Origin of the sequence: Rubripirellula amarantea (assembly GCF_007859865.1) — a bacterium.
GTDB lineage: Bacteria > Planctomycetota > Planctomycetia > Pirellulales > Pirellulaceae > Rubripirellula > Rubripirellula amarantea.
The window spans coordinates 1,859,565-1,876,801 of record NZ_SJPI01000001.1 but is presented as its reverse complement, the minus strand read 5'-3'; the positions used below and the strand labels follow the sequence as shown (position 1 = coordinate 1,876,801).

12 protein-coding genes are annotated in these 17,237 nt (G+C 52.2%); 7 read left to right on the top strand and 5 right to left on the bottom strand.

Annotation, left to right across the window (positions count from 1 at the left end; all coding sequences use genetic code 11):
- Window positions 1-62 precede the first annotated feature (62 nt).
- The 4 genes from pdeM (at window position 63) to Pla22_RS06790 (ending at window position 5,052) form a co-directional block, all read left to right on the top strand.
- Window positions 63-731, top strand: coding sequence for a ligase-associated DNA damage response endonuclease PdeM (gene pdeM / locus Pla22_RS06805; RefSeq protein WP_146513941.1), 669 nt, complete (start codon window positions 63-65; stop codon window positions 729-731).
- Between the two features lie 133 nt (window positions 732-864).
- The gene (gene sbnA / locus Pla22_RS06800) at window positions 865-1,896 is read left to right on the top strand and encodes a 2,3-diaminopropionate biosynthesis protein SbnA (RefSeq protein ID WP_146513940.1); all 1,032 of its coding nucleotides are present in this window, start codon (window positions 865-867) and stop codon (window positions 1,894-1,896) included.
- Entirely contained in the window at window positions 1,893-3,551 is a 1,659-nt protein-coding gene (locus Pla22_RS06795; protein WP_146513939.1) for an FAD/NAD(P)-binding protein, read from the top strand. Before sbnA ends, Pla22_RS06795 begins: the two co-directional genes overlap by 4 nt.
- Before the next feature lie 178 nt (window positions 3,552-3,729).
- The gene (locus tag Pla22_RS06790; protein ID WP_315854150.1) at window positions 3,730-5,052 is read left to right on the top strand and encodes a Y4yA family PLP-dependent enzyme; all 1,323 of its coding nucleotides are present in this window, start codon (window positions 3,730-3,732) and stop codon (window positions 5,050-5,052) included.
- Here the strand turns inward: Pla22_RS06790 and Pla22_RS06785 are convergent.
- From Pla22_RS06785 to Pla22_RS06760, 5 genes are all read right to left on the bottom strand, one after another.
- Window positions 5,042-5,935, bottom strand: a complete 894-nt coding sequence (locus Pla22_RS06785) for an SDR family oxidoreductase (protein ID WP_146513938.1) — start codon at window positions 5,933-5,935, stop codon at window positions 5,042-5,044. The genes Pla22_RS06790 and Pla22_RS06785 overlap by 11 nt on opposite strands.
- 372 nt (window positions 5,936-6,307) lie before the next feature.
- Window positions 6,308-6,931 (bottom strand): YeeE/YedE family protein, encoded by a 624-nt coding sequence (locus Pla22_RS06775; protein WP_146513936.1) that lies wholly within the window; start codon window positions 6,929-6,931, stop codon window positions 6,308-6,310.
- Window positions 6,932-6,980: 49 nt separating this feature from the next.
- A complete protein-coding gene (locus Pla22_RS06770; protein WP_242631843.1) occupies window positions 6,981-7,541 on the bottom strand; it encodes a YeeE/YedE thiosulfate transporter family protein in 561 nt (186 codons plus the stop codon).
- Window positions 7,534-8,949, bottom strand: coding sequence for an MBL fold metallo-hydrolase (locus tag Pla22_RS06765; protein WP_146513935.1), 1,416 nt, complete (start codon window positions 8,947-8,949; stop codon window positions 7,534-7,536). Before Pla22_RS06765 ends, Pla22_RS06770 begins: the two co-directional genes overlap by 8 nt.
- A 248-nt stretch (window positions 8,950-9,197) precedes the next feature.
- Window positions 9,198-15,161 (bottom strand): PAS domain S-box protein, encoded by a 5,964-nt coding sequence (locus Pla22_RS06760; RefSeq protein ID WP_165440549.1) that lies wholly within the window; start codon window positions 15,159-15,161, stop codon window positions 9,198-9,200.
- 651 nt (window positions 15,162-15,812) lie between these two features.
- On the opposite strand from Pla22_RS06760, the gene Pla22_RS06755 reads away from it, so the two are divergent.
- The 3 genes from Pla22_RS06755 (at window position 15,813) to Pla22_RS06745 (ending at window position 17,190) form a co-directional block, all read left to right on the top strand.
- Window positions 15,813-16,214, top strand: coding sequence for a hypothetical protein (locus Pla22_RS06755; RefSeq protein ID WP_146513933.1), 402 nt, complete (start codon window positions 15,813-15,815; stop codon window positions 16,212-16,214).
- Between the two features lie 194 nt (window positions 16,215-16,408).
- On the top strand, window positions 16,409-16,831 hold the full coding sequence (locus Pla22_RS06750) for a CsbD family protein (protein ID WP_146513932.1): 423 nt from the start codon (window positions 16,409-16,411) through the stop codon (window positions 16,829-16,831).
- Window positions 16,832-16,950: 119 nt separating this feature from the next.
- The gene (locus Pla22_RS06745; RefSeq protein WP_146513931.1) at window positions 16,951-17,190 is read left to right on the top strand and encodes a hypothetical protein; all 240 of its coding nucleotides are present in this window, start codon (window positions 16,951-16,953) and stop codon (window positions 17,188-17,190) included.
- Window positions 17,191-17,237 lie beyond the last annotated feature (47 nt).

Here is a 17,237-nt window from a genome sequence, read left to right as displayed (position 1 = left end):
TTGTTGCGGCGAGGACTTCGCCGCGATTGAACTATCATTGCTAATCTTTCGGGGAAATATCTTTGCCAAGCTCGATCAACGTCCAACTAGCTCATCATCAATTCAAGCTCTTGGCTGATCGAGGAATGTATTGGCCCGATCAACAAACGTTATTCGTTTCGGACACTCACTTTGGAAAGGCTGCGACATTTCGCAGACACGGCATCCCCGTTCCCGTAGGCAGCACCGAGGGCACGTTGGCGATGATTGCCGGCATGCTGACGCAAACCCAAGCATCACGATTGACGATTCTGGGTGACATGTTTCATGCCAGATCGTCACTATCTCACGATGTGACGCGTTCACTGGAATCTTTCATGGATCGGTTTGCGGATGTTGGAATCACCCTTGTGCGTGGAAACCATGATGCTCGAGTTGGCGATCTACCATCATCATGGCCTATCGAAATCGTTGAACCCGGCATCACGATTGAAGGAGTGTCTTTAGGCCACGTCCCCGGACCGGTTCCCCCGGGTGCTGACCTCTTCCTATGCGGTCACATTCACCCGGCGGTGCGTCTGGTCATCAACAGAGAATCGTTTGGCAAGCATTCGTGTTTTTGGCATTCCGCAGGTTGCATGGTGCTTCCTGCGATCGGTGAGTTCACCGGTACACACGTGGTGGAGTTGGCGAAAGGCGATCAGGCCTGGATTGTGTCGGAAGGCGAAATCCATGAAACGCCAGTTCTTTGATTGAACAACGTCAATGGCATGAGGGAGTCCAACGCAGATCGCTACTCTTATCCAACAGTTTGGCACGTCGATTGCGTTCAACGGGTTAGCTTTAACTTCGAAGCGTTAATCTACCCCAGCGATCGTTACCAAAATGAAACAGCGGTGTTCACGTATTTCCGATGGCGTTCTCGATGCAATTGGTTGTACTCCGTTGATACGGTTTAATTCTTTTCTTGGTCAAAATTCAATCGATCTGCTGGTTAAATTGGAATCATCCAATCCGGGCGGCAGCGCAAAGGATCGACCAGCCTTTCGGATGATTCAAGAGGCAATTCGTCGTGGCGACATTGGTTCCGAATCGACCATCATTGAGTCATCATCGGGCAATATGGGAATCGGGTTAGCCCAAGCCTGTCGATACTACGGCTTGCGATTTATTTGTGTGGTCGATCCACGAGCGCAGTCGCAGAATCTCAGCATCATCAAAGCTCTCGGTGGCCAAATCGAAATGGTTTCCGATCCTCTGCATGGCGATTTTCTGGCAGCAAGAATTGCGCGAGTTTGCAAGTTACTCGAAGAGGATCCCAACAGTTATTGGCCCAATCAGTACGCCAACTCGGATAACCCCCGATCACACTACGACGGCACAATCCGAGAAATTGACGAAGCGTTGGATGGCGACTTTGACGTGCTGCTGGTCGCGACAAGCAGCACGGGTACCGCACAAGGATGCCGAGATTACCTACGGCATCGGGGACGCGACACCGAAGTCATCGCGGTGGATTCAATTGGTAGTGCTCTTTTTGGTGGCTCGCCAGGAACTCGCCGAATTCCCGGGTTAGGTGCTGGAAAGATTCCCAAGCTTGCGATGGGACAGTCATTTGACCAGATCGAACGCGTCACCGACTTAGAGTGCGTCGTCGGTTGCCGTAGAGTGGCGGATCGGGAAGCGATGCTGGTAGGCGGGTCTGCCGGAGGAGTGCTAATGACAGTCGGTCGCTTGCAGTATCAACTTGAGGGTAAACGATGCGTCGCAGTGCTGCATGACTCCGGCGAACGGTATCTCGATACGGTGTTTAACGATCAATGGGTAGAACAGTCACTTGGCTGCTCTTCGAATCGTCTGGCTGAATTGGTTCAATCAGACTCGTTCCTAGTAGATAGAGAAGTGTGCAAACGATGAGCTCGGTAATTACAAATCGTCACGTTGTCGATTCAACGCGGTCCACATCCAATAGTGACCGTTTCCGCATTGCAATCGTCGGCTGCGGCCCTCGGGGCTTACAGTGTCTCGAGGCGATGTCTCGGCTACTTACAACGGACCAGCTAAGTTGCTTAGAAATCACACTGTTCGAACCAGCTAGCAAGCCAGGCGCTGGCCGAGTGTACGATCCTTCTCAATCGCATGTCCTGCGGATGAACTTCGCGACACAGTTCGTTGACTTTTGGAAAACAGACACGAACCTTCCCTCACGTCGATCGGAATCTTTGATCGGCTGGCTCTCGAAGCATCGGCCTGAATGGGCGACCGCGGATCAATTCGTACCTCGAGCAGTGGTCGGGGAATATTTGCATGAATGCTTCACGACCGTTTGGAAGAACTTGTCACAACACGCTTTGGTGGAATGGAAACCGACGGTCGTACGAAGAATCGCTAAGACTTCCAAAGGTTGGTCGATTGGCGACGAGTCTGATACGCGGCACTACGATCACGTGGTCATTACGACCGGCCATGAAGGAATACGCGGGTCAAAGGTTAGCGATTCGAACGTTGAAGAACCTTGTGAATCCTTCGTATTCCCTGTGGAAAGACAATTGTCAAAGGAACGCATTCCTGCGGGATCTCGCGTTTCGATCCGTGGATTCGGACTCACCGCCATCGATGCAATCCTGATGCTGACTCAAGGAAGAGATGGTGAGTTTGTGGATGGTCCGCGACTGCCCTCGTATGTTCCAAGTCTAGATGAGCCTTCACGAATTGACGTGTATTCACGCTCAGGACGCCCGATGCTGGCGAAGCCTACCGCGAAGGTGGAACCTATTACATCCGATTTCTGGCAGCCCTTTAAAGAGGAATTGATGCATCGCAAGTCTCGCCACGGCGAACTGCATTTCCGAAACGACGTTTGGCGTATCGTCACCACCGCTGCAGCGGCGTTGCTTAATCGGGCGGGCCAGAACTACCAATCGCAGCATGTCGACAATTGGTATCGGGGTTGGTTGCACTACAAGATGGATGCCGCAAGTGCGCGAAGAGCGATGCTGCAGTCATACTGGGTTGCCACTGGACAACGTCCCAAGGATATTCCTTTCGCCATTGGCGAATCATGGCGAAAACTGTATCCGGAACTCGTTGAATTGATCGGCTACGGGGGATTAGAGTCCGAAAGTTGGCGATGTTACGATCGAACACGCTGCGAGATGGAACGCATCGCGTTTGGACCACCTGCGGAAAGCGTCGGTATGATCTTAAGCCTGTTGCGGAGCAAACATGTCTGTTGTCACGTTCTAGCCAACGAAGACGAGAACCTTGCCGCACAGCTAGAATCAGAAAGACGTTTGAATGCCGTTCTCGCGTCTCCGTCCGAGTTCCAGCCGTCGGGGCTTCTGGCAGATTTGGTTGAAACAGGGGTGGTCAAACGCGACCAAATTTCCGGTGGCTTGGTGGTCGATCAAGCAGGATGCGCCAACGGTGACGCGGGCAGCTTGGCCATATTTGGAAGGGCAACGGAAGGGTGGGTTATTGGAAACGACACCCTTTCGAGGACGTTGCATCAACAGATCGAAAATTGGGCTCAAAAGCTGGCTACCCAAGTCGTCTGTCCAACGAGTTCTTAAATCCTTTCCCCTTGAAATGAACTTGGTTCGCATCAGTAGTGAGCCGAATCACAACACTACGGTCGCGAACCTTATGAATCATGCATTGCCTTCTGATCCAACGTTCCATGACATCAGAAGACATTGTCATGGTGAGGTGCCGTTGGTGGGTCGGCTGGAACCGTGGATGGAGCAGTTGTTGCGACATCCACGTTTGCCGGAGCTAGTCGCTGAACATGGTTCGCCATTGAATGTCATCTCATCAAATCCGATGCGTGACAACGTGCAAGAACTGAACGAGATCGCGGCATCTCGTGGATTAGACTTTCGTGTGTTCTTTGCTCGCAAGTCGAACAAATGCCTGCACTTTGTCGACACTGCAAACGCTCTGAACATCGGGGTCGACGTAGCTAGTGAAAACGAGCTTCGTCAGAGCTTCGATCGAGGCACTGATTCTTCGAGTCTAATCTGCACAGCCGCCATTAAAGATGAATCATTATTGCGTTTGTGTTTGGACAAGAACGTATGTGTGGCGATTGATAACCGAGACGAACTAGAAGTCACCGGCGAACTCGCTCGTTCGAGTGGCCACACCGCCAAAATTGCACTACGCCTCGGCGGATTTGTTCATCAAAGGCAGAAGCTTCCGACGCGTTTCGGTTTCGACGTGGAACGGGATATCGACCTCGCTTCACAATTGTCGGATTACCCTGTCCGCGTGGAAGGTATCCATTTCCACTTGGATGGCTATGACGCGGACCAACGAGTAAGTGGCATCGTTGCAGCAATGGATTGGGTTAAGGCTCTGCGCTCGCATGGTCATCTCCCTACCTTTATTGACATGGGAGGCGGATTTCCAATTTCGTACCTCAATGATGGCGAAAACTGGGAGAGGTTCTGGGACGAACTGCGAAGCGCATTGCGAGGTCAGCGTGAACCTCTAACTTATCGGGGGCATGGGCTCGGATTGGTGAACTTCAAGGACGACGTGATTGGCAAGCCAAACAGCTACCCTTACTTTCAATCCCTTACTCGTGCGGATTGGTTGAAGAAGATCCTGGACACTCGCATCAACGGCGAAACGATTTCCAAACTGTTGAAAGACTCAAACCTTCAATTGCGTTGCGAGCCCGGACGAAGCTTAATGGATGGCTGTGGTTTGACGCTCGCAAGGGTCGAATACCGCAAGCAGAATGCAGACGGTGAATGGTTAGTGGGATTATCAATGAATAGAACCCAGTGCCGAACATCAAGCGACGATTTCCTTGTGGATCCAATCCTGATTCCGAGTGGTGGCAAGCGTGATCCGATCACCGGATACCTGGTGGGATCGTACTGCACCGAGTCCGAACTATTGACGCTTCGCAAGTTACATTTCCCTAGTGGCGTGCGTCGTGGTGACTTGGTTGCGTTCCCAAATACCGCGGGTTACTTGATGCACTTCCTAGAAAGCCGTTCTCACCAGTTCCCACTGGCTGAGAACTTGACTTTCGAACAATGCACTGAGTACTTCAGCCGTTGATGACCTCGCCACCATTGGGATGTAGGACTTGACCAGTCATGTAGGAAGAATCGTCGCTAGCGAGAAACACGTAGCAACTGGCACATTCATGAGGTTGCCCGGCACGTCCCATCGGTGCGTCACTCCCGAACTTGGCAACCTTCTCGGGTGGAAACGTTGCGGGGATGAGTGGTGTCCATATGGGTCCCGGTGCTACTGCATTGACTCGGATCCCATCTTTGACAAGATTCTGCGAAAGCGAACGGGTGAAGCTGACGATCGCTCCTTTGGTTGCGGAATAGTCGAGCAACCCTGGGCTACCACGATAAGCGGTTACCGACGTTGTGTTGATGATCGAACTACCAGACTGTTCTTTCAAAAAGGGCAAAGCAGCCTGTGACATATAGAACATCGAAAAGATATTCGTGCGGAAGGTGCGGACGAGCTGTTGCTCACGTATCCGTTCTAGACTCTCTTCGGGGTGCTGTTCTGCTGCGTTGTTGACAAGAACGTCAATCCGGCCGAGCTCGGCTGCAACATTCGCAACAACCGATTCGCAAAACGTTTGATCACCAATGTCCCCCGCAAAGACGAGACAGCGGCGGCCTTCACTTTCGACGAGGCGCTTTGTCTCGGCGGCATCCGAATTTTCATCGAGGTAAACGATCGCGACATCGGCACCTTCGCGTGCAAACATAACCGCAACGCTACGACCGATACCGCTATCACCACCCGTGATCAAGGCCACCTTACCGTCCAACTTACCGCTCCCCGTATAACCATCGGGAAGCGTAACCGGTTCAGGTACCATTTCATTCTGATGTCCTGGTTGTCGATCTTGCGATTGAGCGGGACGCTGCTGATCACTGTCGGACTTTCCGCGTTCTTTCGACTTATTCGCCATCGTTTATCTCCACAATCGGTTCTAGGCAGCCATCGCGCGACAGGACTCAGCACAATGGCGACAAGCTTCAGCGCACTGCTGACAATGATCGTGATCGTGAGCACCACATTGCTGAGCACACCAATCGCAAACGTCGGCGCATAGCTTGCAAATCGCGTCTGAAAAACGACTCTCTCGCGCCATTGCCTGAGCGCATAGCAAACAAATATCGATGCATTCGCGACAACAATGAGGGCAGTTGTTATCACTGTCCATTCCGATCATCGCGTTCAGACATTGCTCACAAGCTGTCGCACAACGTTGACACGCTTCAATGCATTCGTGGTTAATGGCCATGGTTATTCTCCAAAAAAGTAAGTGTGAAAGAAGTTCTCAACGAACGTCTAAGTATTCGATCGTAAGCAGGCAGGCAACTAACAGCACGACCGTTCCAAGAACAACCGCTGTTCGGCCCATAGGAAGCACATCGACCAACGTGATCTTGCCACGGTCACCAATGGGATGAACGCGACGAGTGATGTAGCCCGACATCTCTGCGAATAGATACGATCCAGTGATCATTCCCACCATCATCGCGATGGCGTCGTAGTTACCCTGACCCAGCGCAGCCGCTCCCGTGCCAGGACAGTAAGCAGACAGAGCAAAGCCGATACCAAACAGCAAGCCTCCGATTACATTGGACGCGTAACGGGTAGGTTTGATATGCAGTTCGACCAAACCGGCTCGGTGCATGAAGTGGATTCCTAACGCCCCAACCACGACCGCGGATAGCATTACTTTCACGACCGTATAGTCAACCAAAAGTAGTTGGCCGATGAGGACGTGGTACTTTGCTACGCCGCCTTTCTGAAGCAAAAAGCCGAATACGAGACCGAACACAACACCTAGCACGAGAGCTCTACCAGTCGCAATTTTGGGTTGCAAATCGGCGGACTTCGGGGGCAACTCAGGTGCCTCTCGGTCGTTCTCTTTCTCAGCGGTAACGGTCATCTGCATGCCTTGTTTCTGATTTGTTTGGTGGAAGACTAAGTCACTCGATGGGAGACTACGTCGCGTACATCAACATCGCGGCCACGATGCCGCCGATGAAAAAGCAGATAGCAGACAGCCACGAACCGACCGCCAATTGCAATGTCCCGCTGATGCCATGACCGCTTGTACAACCACCAGCCATGCGTGCACCAAAAGCCATCAGCACGCCGCCCGCAAGTGCGGTCACCCCGCGCAACAAGTAGCTATCCTCACCAAAACGAGCTTGCCACATCTCCGGGAGAAATTGATTGGTCAATTCACCGCCGGTCCAGGCTGCAATGAATGCACCCAAAATGACAGCCCCCACCAACATCAACTCCCAACCGACCTTGGGCGGGTTTTCGCGGAAGTACGCTAGCGATTTCGTATGACCAGGGGCGATCTTCAAGCCGATGATTCCGGCGACCCTCGCGTATGCGGTTGAGGCCCCAAGTGGTTTGTTCGAGAAGTAAAACGTGAACATTGATAACAGACCAATGAGTCCGCCTACGACGTAGGGCGACCAAGCAGGCCCGGGATACGAAAGCGGGTCAACATCGATAGCTGCGAAAAACATAGGCGACGAACTAAGCATGAGACACCTCGTTCACCTGCTCGACGGGATAGCCCGCGGCGGTCCAGGCTGACCAACTACCTGGAACATTCGACACTTGCTTAAACCCACGCGATTTCATCAGACTCGACGCGATGCTGGCTCGATAACCGCTCGCGCAATACGTCACATAGCGATGCTCTTTGTCCAAACCCGAAATGCGGTCTCGCATGTCAGCGACGAAATAATGCTGGGCATCGGGGACATGGCCGCCCGACCATTCGTCGGGCGAACGCACATCGAGAACTGTGAAATCCGAACCGGTCGACATAAGCTGTCGCAACTGATGCACCGACACCTGATCAATTTGCTCTAAAGGTAACCCGGCCGTTTCCCAGGCTTTCATTCCACCGGCAAGGTAACCGGCGAACTGGCAATGCCCGCTGCGAACGATCAGTCGCTGAATGCGCTCAACGTCCTCATCGCTGTCAACTATCAACAAGAGCTTTTGATCGAGGTCAAATAGCTGTCCCAACCAAACGGAAATCTCCGGGCGAGCCGCGATGTTGATACTTCCTGGCACATGCCCGCCCCCGAAAGCCAACATCGAACGTGTATCAATCGTTGTGATACCGGATAGGCGAGCAGCCTTTCGAAACTCTTCTGGCGGCAATGCCGGAATGGTCGGCAGCCGATCCATGATGGACGGCCCGTTGGCATTCACTACCTTCAGTTTCGGATAGTGAGCCGGTACAGGCGGGGCATCGCCTATGACGAACTCGCGAAACGCCTCCAAGTCGGGAAAGCAAAGAAATTTGTTCGTTCGACGTTCATATCCGATAGTGCTACTTAGCCGGTCACCAATGTCAGCACCGCAGGCGGAACCAGCACCGTGACCGGGGAAGATGGTGACGTAGTCTTCGAGCGTGAGATAGAAATCGTATAGCGTCTGATAGAGCGAAGTCGCGAGCTGATCGGCTTGATCGGAACCAAGCAAGTCAGGCCGACCGGCTGAACCAACGAACAGCGAGTCGCCGGTAAACACAGCCCAGGGCTGGTCAGGATGATCGGCTTCGCAAAGCAAAAAAGATAAGTGTTCGGGCGTATGACCCGGTGTGTGCCTACCGATCAAGCTGAACGATCCGAAGTCAAAGCGATCGCCATCGCTTACTAGTTCAGCCGAAAACTGATAGTTGGCATCAACGCTGCTTAGATAAATCTTTGCTCCACCTACGCGGTCAGCCAATGATCGAGAGCCGGACGCAAAGTCCGCATGAATGTGGGTTTCAAAGACATGAGTGATGCTTACGCCATGCTTCCGCGCCACCTGTTCATAAATCTCGACGTCGGTGCGAGGGTCTATGACGGCCGCCACGCCAGAAGCGGTATCGGCAACGAGATACGAAAGTTGCGATATGCCTTCGGTATGAATGGTCTCTAAAACAAACATCGACTACTCCAAGCGACGGAATCGTAAGGCTCTCACAGCCGTAACTAACTGGCTGGTTGGGAGCAGCGAATCGTGTGCCAACGATCTCGTCGAAAGCACTGCTTGGGAATCGACCAACATGGTCATGTTGCCATTCGTTCAAAGCAAAACTCGATCCTAGAGTTTGCCGTACTATCTTCATTGGCGAACTGCCGTACTCGGGTGTTCGCTAGGTGCGACGTAGATGCGGATACAGAATTGGGCTACGCCTAGCCCAACATCTCCGAGATCTTTCGCAACATCGCGACCTTGTCGATGGGTTTAGAAAGGTAGTCGTTGCAACCAGCTTCGAGGCACTTATTCATGTCTCCCTGCATCGCATCAGCCGTCAGAGCAATGATGGGGCCAGCATACCCTAGTTGCCTTAGACGCCTTGCCGTTTCGTAACCGTCCATGTTGGGCATTTGCATGTCGAGCAAAATAAGGTTGAACTCTTGACCTTGTTCGTTGGCTTTCTTGACCGATTGAATGGCCAACACACCATCCTCGGCCTCAGTAACCGTACCACCTGCCTTGTTGATGATGTGCTTGCTTAGGAAACGAATGTCGCGGCGATCATCGACAATCAAGATGTGAGCAGAAATTTGAATGTCTTTGATTTCGCCGGCGTTGAATTCTGGTTCGACAACGTCGAGTGGCTTTACCAACGGAACTCCATCCAAATTTCCGGTTGATATCGCAACTGTAAAGGTGCTGCCCTTCTCAAACGTACTGCTGACACTAATTTCACCACCCAACATGGAAGCCAAGCGTTGACTAATCGCCAACCCCAGGCCGGTTCCACCGAATTGTTGAGTGATCAAGGAATCGCCCTGCGAAAACGGCTTGAATAGTCGTTGTTGTTGCTCAGGCGTCATTCCAATGCCAGTATCGGTAACATCGAACTTCAACCGAGAGCCATCGAACCGTACACGAATCCGGACCTCACCTTTCCGGGTGAACTTGATCGCATTTCCCACCAAGTTGATCAGAATTTGCTTGAGCCGTTTTGCGTCGCTTTCAATGTACTTAGGAATTTTTGATTCGTATTCAACGTCTAGCTCCAGTCCGCTTTCCGAAGCTCGAACCTCCATGATACTTCGCACGTCTTCGATGACTCGTGCCGGCTCGAATCGTTCAATATCGACATCCACTTTCCCAGCTTCAATTTTAGAGAGGTCCAAGATGTCATTGATGATCTCAAGCAAGTAATCTCCGTTACGTCGAATTGTTTGCAGGTGCTGCCGAGCTTCTTCGTCGTCCACCAAATCGCGAATCAATTCGGCATAGCCCAAAATAGCGGTCATGGGAGTGCGAATCTCATGAGACATATTGGCCAGGAACTCGCTCTTCGATGCGCTAGCTTCGTGCGCCCGGCGCTCACTTTCACGAAGTGCTTCGGCGTGCAAGTGATCCTGGGTGGAATCCCAATTGACGCCATGCATGCGAATCACCTTGCCATTCCCATCGCGAACGACTTCTCCGAGCCCATTCATCCAGCGAACCTCGCCATCGGGGCGAATGATTCGAAACTCACTATCGTACGCGTCGCCACCATTGACGGCCCTCTCCCAATCTTGCTTTAGCAGATCAAGATCCTCTGGGTGAACCAAAGAGAAAAACAATTCCGAACTTGATTCTTGTTGCGGATCAATGCCGAGCAACTCATACAATTCTGGAGTCCAAATACTTTTCTTCGGGGTCCATTCCCAGGCAGCCATTCCGCCGGCACGTAATGCCATCTTCATTCGACGCGTTACCGAACGCTGCTCTTGTTCAATCTTCACTCGCTCGCGAATATCAACGCCCGAAGGAATCAGGTATTCAACATTTCCATCAGCGTCGAATACTGGCGCGATCATGAAGTCAATCATCACACCACTGTTGCCGTGAGCAAACAGTGAGACGTCGTATCGAACGACCTCACCTTTAAGGGCTCGCTGCATGGCTTCTCGCATTTGCTGAGCCACAGCGGGATCGTAGTTCCACCACGGCGCCTCGGCGAAATGCTTACCAATCACCTCTTCCCGCCGAGTTCTTGCTATCTCAAGCGAACGATCATCCACTTCCAGCAGGATGCCATTACGATCAATCACTCCCACCAAACCGAGTTGATTGTTGATGACGCGACGAAGATGCGCTTCGCGATCTACCAACTCCATTTCCCATCGCTTGCGCCGTGTAACGTCGACCGCAACGCTGACAATCGATAGCGGATTACCGTCGGCATCACGATGGATGGTACCGCGACTTTGCGTCCAGACGATAGATTTGTCGGTCCCTCGAACCACGCGAAATTCAACTTCGTGCGTTTGGCAGGTGCCCGCAAACGCCGACTTAATCATCTTCTCGAGCATCGGACGGTCGTCGGGGTAGACCACGTCGAGGAAACCGGCCTTACTAGCGTCAAACTCATCGCGTGAGTAACCGAACATTGCGTACATTTGATCCGACCAAGTGATAAGGTCGGTTCCGCAATCCCATTCCCAAAGCCCCATCCCGCCGGAATCTAACGCAAGCTGCAACCGCTGCTCGCGCTGCGCTACTTCTTCTTCGGCCTTCTTTCGATCACTGATATCCATAGCGGAAGGAATTAAGTGTGTGATCGTTCCGTCAGTATCTCGAACCGGGCTAATCATGAAATCAATGGCCATGGTTTCGTCATCAGCCATCCGCACGTACTCGTCGTACCGGACAATTTCGCCAGCAAGCGCTTGTTCGAATTTGTCCTTCAAGCGAGCGGCAACTTTGGCGTCGTAGTTCCACCAATAGCAGTCCCAGAATTTCTTTCCAATCACATCGCTACGCTGCAGGCCCGCAGCATCAACCGCGGTCGCGTTGGCTTCCACGAGGGTCCCATCGGGTTCAAGCACACCAACCAACCCTATCTGGTGGTCAATTACGCGGCGCAGATGCGATTCGCGATCAGCAAGATGAAGTTCACGACGCTTACGTTCGGTGATATCAAGCACGACACCGAAAAAGTCCTGTGTGACACCTTCGTTGGACATCCGAACCCGACCGCGAGCTCGCAGATGGCGAACTTCACCAGAAGGCCAACGAACCGGATACTCTTGGTCGTACGTTTCGCCCGTCGCGATCGCGTTTTCAATAGCGTTGGAAATATCTTCTCGAACGGATTCGTCAATGCGGTTGATGAACTCTTTCAGCGGAGGACTTTCATGCTCCTCAAATCCAAACAACCGATTGAGAATCGGATTGGAAATTGGTTCACCGGTTTGCATATCCCAATTCCATGGGGCAACGTCGGCGACTTCGAGAGACAATTCAAGACGCGCCTTTGCATCAGCAAGTTCGATTTCCGCTTTTCGTCGCTCGGTAATGTCAATGAACGTGACGACACAACCAACCGTTGATCCATCATGAATTTGCGGATGCGACCAATACTCAACATCAAACGATGTCCCATCGGCCCGCCAATATATTTCTTGATCCGAATGAACTTGCTGGCCATTCTTGAATGCCCTCGCAATTTTGCAGTCCTCGAAAGGGTAGTTCGTTCCGTCACGATGAGTGTGATGAATCAACCCATGCATTTGCTTGCCTAGCAACTCACTTGGACTTTCATATCCAAGCAGCCTAGCGCAAGCCTGGTTGGCAAACGTGCAATTTCCATCGTGATCGATGCCGTAGATGCCTTCAGCAGCCGAACTCATCAACGATGCCAACCGTGCTTCTCGTTCGACGATATCCGAGACGTTAATGAACGTGACCACGACACCGTCACGGGTAGCCAAGTGAGATTGGTACGGCAAGACTCGTCGAATGAAATACTTGCCCGACTTTGCGCGTACGGTGTGCTCAACCACTTCGCCTTCGTGCAGCGTTTCCGGTTTCGGTAACGGAGGCATCTGGTCAACCAGCGGCACAAACTGCTCAAGCGAACGGCCGGCGTCGGTACCTAGTAATCCATAGATTTCAGTGATCGCAGGTGTAAAGCTTCGAATGTTTAAATCGCTATCCAAGAACACCGTGGCAATCTGCGTGCTGCGGAGAAGATTTTCCAAGTCAGTGTTAGCACGAGCAATGGCATCACTGGCCGATCGAATTTCTTCCTTTGACGTTTCAAGTTCCTCGTTTGCCGATTGAAGTTCTTCATTCATCGACAAGAGTTCTTCATTGGACGACTTCATCTCTTCATTCGCCGCTTCCATGTCTTGAAGCGTGCGTTCTAGATCGCTGCGAGTTGCTTCGAGCTCACGTTCCATCTGCGCAATGATGGCGTCGGCGTCTTGACTACCTGTCGTCGTTTCCTGCAGCGATGTGTCGGCATCCTCACGGCGTATTGGCTCACCGACGTCATGAAAGACCACCATCAACAATTCGTCGTCCTCGCCCAACTTTGGCATAGGCTGGACCGTCAACATGACGCGTTGGATCATGTCGTCGTCACGGATGGAAAGATTTTCGTGCGTTACTTTTCGACGTGTCCTCGTCGCTTCGTTAATGGCCGCCCGCAGGCCGATCCGCAATCCCGACACCGCCATCTTGATGATGTTGTTTTGAAAATCGCCACCGGAAACGGCCAAGTACTTCGCAATGCCGTCGGACGCATTGAGCACTTGCCCGGACTGATCAATAACGACCGCTTTAGGAGCAAACTCGTCCAATAAGATTCTTTGGCGAAGGCAGTCGAGGTCGACCGTCGAATCCGGTTGGTTCTCTCCGACACGAATAGGTTTCACCTCGCCCTGCCGAATCGCCAACGCACTGATCGAATCGGTAGCGGTGCCCTTTCGCTGAGAAATTCGAAACTTGCTATCGAGAGCCTTGAACAGTTCGCCATGCGTTGAAATGGTCTCGCTAGGCCCCAGGAATAAGAATCCCGACGGCTGAATCGCGTAGTGAAACAGCGGAATCAATTTCTCTTGCAGGTGAGTCCCCAAGTAGATCAGAAGATTTCGGCAAGAAATCAAATCCTGACGTGAAAAGGGAGGATCACTTATCAGGTTGTGCTTTGAGAACAAAACACGTTCGCGAATCTCACTGGTGATGTGGTATCGCTTTCCTCGTTTAACAAAGAAACGCTTCAGCCGTTCGGGGCTGACGTAATCCGCAATGCCCGTCGGGTAAGTGCCGGCTCGTGCAATCTGCAGGGCACGTTCGTCGATATCCGTTGCAAAGATCTGGAACTCGGGCGGCGATTCCATGGCATCAGCTTGCTCACGACATAACATCGCAAGGGAATACGCCTCTTCGCCAGTGCTGCAACCGGCTACCCAAATACGAATTGGGTCGCTGCTATTGCGGTTTGAAAAGATCTTGGGCAACACTGTCTTGGCAATGGCATCGAATGCTTCAGGGTCGCGAAAAAAAGCGGTGACTCCGATCAACAGTTCTCGGAACAAAGCATTTGTTTCGTCCTCGTGTTGCTGCAACCATAGGAAGTACTCGTTTGCCGTTGCAATCTTCAAGATCTGCATGCGCCGCTGAATGCGACGGGTTAGCGTGGTAATCTTGTAATGCTGAAAGTTGTGACCGGTGTTCTTCAGAAGATGCTGAGCAATTCTTGGAATCGCTTCACCGATTTGCTTCTGGATCCTCTCGACCGCATTCTCGTCGGAAAATTCGAGTACATGGGAAGCATAGCGCAACAACTCTGCCGCAATCTCGCTAGGTCGGCATACGTGGTCCGCGACACCGGTGGTGGCGGCACTTCGGGGCATGCTGTCGAAGGACGCCGATGCGAGGTCTTGAGCAAAGGTCAATCCGCCGGCGTCACTGATCGCCTTGATTCCAACAGTCCCATCACTACCGGCACCCGAGAGCACAATGCCAACCGCTCGTTGGCCTTGGTCTTCGGCCAGTGAATGAAAGAAACGATCAATCGCGGTAAGTGGACTTTCATCAGCCCCGGGCATGATGGGTGTCACGACACCATTATTAAGTTGCAGAAATTGACGAGCGTGCGAGATATACACACACCCCGTTTTCAGCTTCTTACGCCCTGTGATTTCAATAACCTCAAGCTGAGACTCCTCGGCCAGCAACTTCCTAAGCAAAGGTTCGTTGGCCGGATCATGGTGCTGGACGAAGACCAGCACTATTTCCTCACTTGGACCGATGTGCTTCAACAATTCTCGAAACGCATCGAGTCCACCGGCCGAAGCGCCAACGCCCACAATGACCGGCGCGGCGCCGGGAGACGAAACGCTTGGGGGTGCGTCGCTCAACTGTGATCGCTTGTTTTTCATAACCCTGTATCTGTCCCCCAAGAGTGACCGCGTGACACGCTTCCGGCATATCGGCTCGACTGCGGCCTTGGCCTAGTCACTTCGTTCCCTGAGTTTTGCGGACGGTTCCCTATCTTTGGAGGCGGAAGTTCTTCGTTGCGATTCACCTTTAGTGACTAGTGACGCGTCGCGCCCAACAAAACCATCGGTCTTGAATATCGACGCATCGAATCCGAAATCAGATTTTGAATCCACCCTGTGTTCTTTGCGAACAACTTGATCTTTCTCGGTCCCAACAGTTATCCCATTGCCCAAAAAGCAACACGATTGCCCACGAGTCAACGCAATTCCACTGATCGAGATTCCACTGACCAAGATCCCACTAACTAACGAATCATCGGTCAAAGCAACATTGACCAAGGCATCACAAGTCAGGTTGTTGCACTCAACATCCATCGAGAAGGACGCCATATCCTCATTTCCCGTGGCAAACATCAATCGGCTCATCTTATCCTGCCACCAAATTGAAGTCGAAGGACGTTACCACGTCAATTAGCGCAGGCGATATTGGTACGCAAATTGCCTTCACACCTGCACAGGTGCGTTGAAGGAAGACGCTGAACCAATTGCGCGAATGTAGGGAGACATATTATGACCACGCTGGTCGGCGAAAATTCGCAAATTATCCAATTTCGACGTCTCAATATCTCGATCGAAATTGTGCGATCGGGCGATATCACGACGGATATAAATGTCGAGGCGCCAGAGGGCTTATTCGAGGGGGAGTTCGAGCCGTCATCCTGGACAATGACTTCCTGCGACGGCCTTTCCGCCGAAGAACTTTCACGACGCCGTCATGATATCTGCAATCATCTGCATACTGCGGGAATGTCGCTCGATATTCTGGCGCGGCGAACGGAAGCAGGCGAAACGGCGACCGTGGGGCGGTCCGGTGACGGCAACGACCTGGAACCTATCCTACAGATCGCTGTCGAATCGCTTAGTGAACTTGAACGGTTAGCGACCACGAACGTCGAAAACCAATCGGCATAGCTTCTTTGCTATCAGCGGATCCCAACCGACGGTTCTTTTGAATTTGCGTTGATTACGTGAGCGTCAAGGTCGGCCCTGTTTCGACTGTTCTGCTGGCACATGGTTTGCTTTCTCACTTACCCGTCCGCTTCACGGTGGGAGTAATGCACTCCCAAGCGGCCACGTATAAATCGTTCAAGAGGTGTGTGATGGTTATGAAACAACAAACGAGTGGAAAGTGGAACTCGATTCACGGTGCGGTCCAAGAAAAGTATGGACAAATTACGGATGATGAACTCCGTGAGGTCGAAGGTGATAGCGAGCAATTGATCGGACTCATCCAACAAAAGGTTGGTGCTGCTCGCGAAGAAGTCGAATCCTTCGTCACCAGGATCTATCAAGAATGTGGCGAAAGCTGTTCGCATTTGACTTCACGGGCTTCCGAATATGCGGAAGTCACTGGTGAGAAGCTGCGACAAGGGTACGAGCGTTCGACCAAAGCAGTCGCCCGACACCCCATGGAATCGGTTGCCACTGCTTTGGGTATCGGCATCCTGGCAGGAATCGCCATTGGGTATTCGCTTGCAACTGATCGCTATCGAGAACCAACGTGGCGCGAGCGTTGGAGTGGACGATAACACCAGACAACTTCGCGATTTGATCGCCGCGATTTGATCACCCGCGCTACGAGGCAAATCATCGTCGCGGTCATCTCTTCCCATTCACCTTTCACCCTACCAATTAAAGTTTTTCAACGATGAATGCACAAACTAAGACGCCACCCACTGAATCCCAAAACCGTGACATGCACAGCAAATTCGACGAGGCAACTCGTTCGGCGGGTGAAAGCCTCCAGGAGTACGGCAATCACTACGTCGCGAGCCCCGCGAAGGACGTTTTTGGACTTCTTCGTGATTACGCGAAGGATCGTCCCGACGTTGCAGCCGTGTGGTGCTTCGGCCTTGGTGTGATCGTAGGCTGGAAGCTGCGCCGCTAGATACAGCGATGCACTCGACTTCGCATGCTTACAATGGATGCCTCTGA